The organism is Nakamurella sp., from assembly GCF_048594475.1.
Lineage (GTDB): Bacteria > Actinomycetota > Actinomycetes > Mycobacteriales > Nakamurellaceae > Nakamurella.
The window spans coordinates 1-3754 of sequence record NZ_JBMDXT010000417.1; the positions used below are offsets into that span (position 1 = coordinate 1).

The window sequence follows — 3754 nt, forward strand, 5'->3', positions numbered from 1 at the left end:
GCCGCCGCCGGGCGCACGGTCGAGCGGGTCACCGGCGCGGCCTCCGTGGTGCGGTCGCTGGAAGAGGCCGGCGTCGACGTCGTCTTCGGCATCCCCGGCGGCGCGGTGCTGCCGGTCTACGACCCGTTGCTGGACTCCACCCGGGTCCGCCACGTGCTGGTCCGCCACGAGCAGGGTGCCGGGCACGCGGCCACGGGATACGCCCAGGCCACCGGACGCGTCGGCGTCTGCATGGCCACCTCCGGCCCGGGGGCGACCAACCTGGTCACCCCGATCGCCGACGCGCAGATGGACTCGGTGCCGATGGTGGCCATCACCGGTCAGGTCGGCCGGTCCATGATCGGCACCGACGGCTTCCAGGAGGCCGACATCTGCGGCATCACGATGCCGATCACCAAACACAACTTCCTCGTCACCGACCCGGCCGAGATCCCACAAACGATCGCGGCCGCGTTCCACCTGGCGGCAACCGGCAGACCCGGTGTCGTCCTGGTGGACATCCCCAAGGACGTCCTGCAGTCGGAGACCACCTTCGTCTGGCCGCCGGACCTCCAGCTCCCGGGTTACCGGCCGACCATGCGGCCGCACGCGGGACAGATCGCCGCCGCCGCCAAGCTGATCGCGAACTCGCGGCGTCCGGTGCTCTACGTCGGTGGTGGGGTGTTGAAGGCTCGGGCGACCGAGTCCCTTCGACAGCTGGCCGAGTCGACCGGTATTCCGGTCGTCACCACGCTCATGGCCCGTGGCGCCTTCCCGGATTCGCACATCCAGCACCTGGGGATGCCGGGAATGCACGGCACGGTGGCGGCGGTGGCGGGCATGCAGCGGGCGGACCTCATCGTCGCCCTTGGCGCCCGCTTCGACGATCGGGTCACCGGCCAGCTTTCGACCTTCGCGCCCGGCGCGACGATCATCCACGCCGACATCGACCCGGCCGAGATCGGCAAGAACCGCATCGCGGACGTGCCGATCGTCGGCGACGTCGGTGAGGTGATCGCCGACCTGGTGGTGGCCGTCGCGGCCGAGCAGGCGGCCGGCGCGGTCGCCGACCTCACCGCCTGGTGGGCCGAGCTCGACGACTTCCGGGACACGTTCCCGCTGGGCTACGACTGGCCCAACGACGGGTCGCTGTCCCCGCAGTACGTCATCGAGCGGCTGGGCCGGATCGCCGGGCCGGACGCCATCTACGCGGCCGGCGTCGGCCAGCACCAGATGTGGGCGGCCCAGTTCATCAGCTACGAGAAGCCGTACACCTGGCTCAACTCGGGCGGGCTGGGCACCATGGGGTACGCGGTGCCGGCGGCGATGGGCGCCAAGATGGGCCGGCCGGACGCCACCGTCTGGGCGATCGACGGCGACGGTTGCTTCCAGATGACCAACCAGGAGCTGGCCACCTGCGCGATCGAGGGCATCCCGATCAAGGTGGCGGTCATCAACAACGGCAACCTGGGCATGGTCCGGCAGTGGCAGACCCTGTTCTACGGCGAGCGCTACAGCAACACCGATCTGGGCACGCACAAGCACCGGATCCCGGACTTCAAGATGCTGGCCGAGTCCTACGGCTGCGTCGGACTGCGCTGCGAGTCCAAGGAGGAGGTCGACAAGACCATCGAGGCGGCGATGGAGATCAACGACCGGCCCGTGGTCGTCGACTTCACCGTCGGCAAGGACGCGCAGGTCTGGCCGATGGTGGCGGCGGGCACCGGCAACGACCAGATCATGGCCGCCCGCGGCATCCGGCCCCTCTTCGACGAGGAGTAACCCGCACCGCACCCGCGGGCGCGCGAAAGCGCGTCCGCGTGTGCCGGTGCGCCGTCCACCCGATAGCCTGTCCGGTCGGCTGCCCTTCTCCGGGGCCCGACCCTCACCGAGGAGTGCAATCCCTTGTCCCGCCACACGTTGTCCGTGCTCGTGGAGAACAAGCCCGGCGTGCTCGCCCGGGTGTCATCACTGTTCTCCCGCCGCGGCTTCAACATCCACTCGCTGGCGGTCGGGCCGACCGAGAACCCCGAGGTCTCCCGGATGACCATCGTGGTCGCGGTGGAGGGGTTGCCGCTCGAGCAGGTCACCAAACAGCTCAACAAGCTGGTGAACGTGCTCAAGATCGTCGAACTGTCGCCCACCCAGGCGGTCCAGCGCGAGCTCCTGCTGATCAAGCTGCGGTCCGACGGCACCACCCGCCCGCAGATCGTCACCATCGTCGACATGTTCCGGGCGCACATCATCGACATCACTCCGGACGCGGTCACCGTCGAGGCCACCGGCACCAGCGACAAGCTGGACGCCCTGGTCAAGATGTTGGAGCCGTTCGGCGTCCGGGAGATGGTGCAGTCCGGCATGGTGGCGCTCGGCCGCGGGCCGCGCTCCATCACCTCCTCCAGCAGCAGAGCAGACTGATCCGGGCCCGACGCCTGTCACCCCCGGATGTCACCCACGAAAAGAAAGCAGGAACCCAACCCATGGCCGTGGAGATCTTCTACGACGACGACGCCGACCTGTCGATCATCCAGGGGCGCAAGGTCGCCGTCATCGGCTACGGCTCGCAGGGCCACGCGCACTCGCTGAGCCTGCGCGATTCGGGCGTCGACGTCCGGGTCGGGCTGCCCGAGGGCTCCAAGTCCCGGCAGAAGGCGGCCGACCAGGGCCTGCGCGTGGTCACTCCGGCCGAGGCGGCGGCCGAGGCCGACGTGATCATGATCCTGACGCCGGACCACGTCCAGCGGCACGTCTACGCCGAGTCGATCGAGCCGCACCTGAGCGCCGGCAAGGCGCTGGCCTTCGGCCACGGCTTCAACATCCGGTTCGGCTACATCAAGCCGCCGGCCGACGTCGACGTCATCATGATCGCCCCGAAGGGCCCGGGTCACCTGGTCCGCCGCGAGTTCGTCGACGGCAAGGGCGTCCCGTGCCTGATCGCCGTCGAGCAGGACGCCTCCGGCGGCGCGCAGGCGTTGGCGCTGTCCTACGCGCGGGCCATCGGCGGCACCCGGGCCGGCGTCATCAAGACGACCTTCCCGGAGGAGACCGAGACCGACCTCTTCGGCGAGCAGGCCGTGCTCTGCGGCGGCATGTCGCGGCTGGTCCAGCAGGGCTTCGAGACGCTGATCGAGGCCGGCTACCAGCCGGAGATCGCATACTTCGAGTGCCTGCACGAGCTGAAGCTGATCGTCGACCTGATGTACGAGGGCGGCATCGCCAAGCAGCGCTGGTCGGTGTCGGACACCGCCGAGTACGGCGACTACGTGTCCGGCCCGCGCGTGGTCGACGACCACGTCAAGGAGAACATGCAGACCATCCTGGCCGAGATCAAGGACGGCTCCTTCGCCGCCCGCTTCATCGCCGACCAGGACGCCGGGGCGCCGGAGTTCAAGAAGCTGCGGGCCGAGCAGGAGCAGCACCCGATCGAGGAGACCGGCCGCAAGCTGCGCCCGATGATGAGCTGGGTCGCGCAGACCGACGACTACGAGGGCACCGCCGCTCGCGGCTGATCGACACCGCCGCTCGCGGCTGATCGGCACCGCCGCCCGCGGCTGCGTTCTCGCCCGGCACGACAACGGCGCCACCGGAATCCGGTGGCGCCGTTGTCGTCGGGTCAGAAGGTCTTGCCGCCGACCGAGCGGAACCAGGCCCGCGACTGGCTGTTGAGCATGAACACCACGATCAGCACCGGCACGACGACGCCGAGCAGGTAGCTGATGCCGAACGCGCCGGAGACGATCAGCCCGACGATGGCCAGGACCGCGTACAGCGCGCA

At 69.6% G+C, this 3754-nt stretch carries 3 protein-coding genes; all 3 read left to right on the forward strand.

Annotated features, from left to right (window positions below; all coding sequences use genetic code 11):
* On the forward strand, positions 1-1761 hold a 1761-nt coding region (locus ACOJUF_RS18980; protein WP_420123380.1), incomplete at its 5' end, for an acetolactate synthase large subunit.
* Between the two features lie 123 nt (positions 1762-1884).
* Positions 1885-2397, forward strand: a complete 513-nt coding sequence (gene ilvN, locus ACOJUF_RS18985; protein WP_420123381.1) for an acetolactate synthase small subunit — start codon at positions 1885-1887, stop codon at positions 2395-2397.
* Between the two features lie 62 nt (positions 2398-2459).
* Positions 2460-3488 carry a ketol-acid reductoisomerase gene (gene ilvC / locus ACOJUF_RS18990; protein ID WP_420123382.1) on the forward strand — a complete coding sequence of 343 codons (1029 nt, stop codon included), beginning with the start codon at positions 2460-2462 and terminating at the stop codon, positions 3486-3488.
* Positions 3489-3754: the final 266 nt, after the last annotated feature.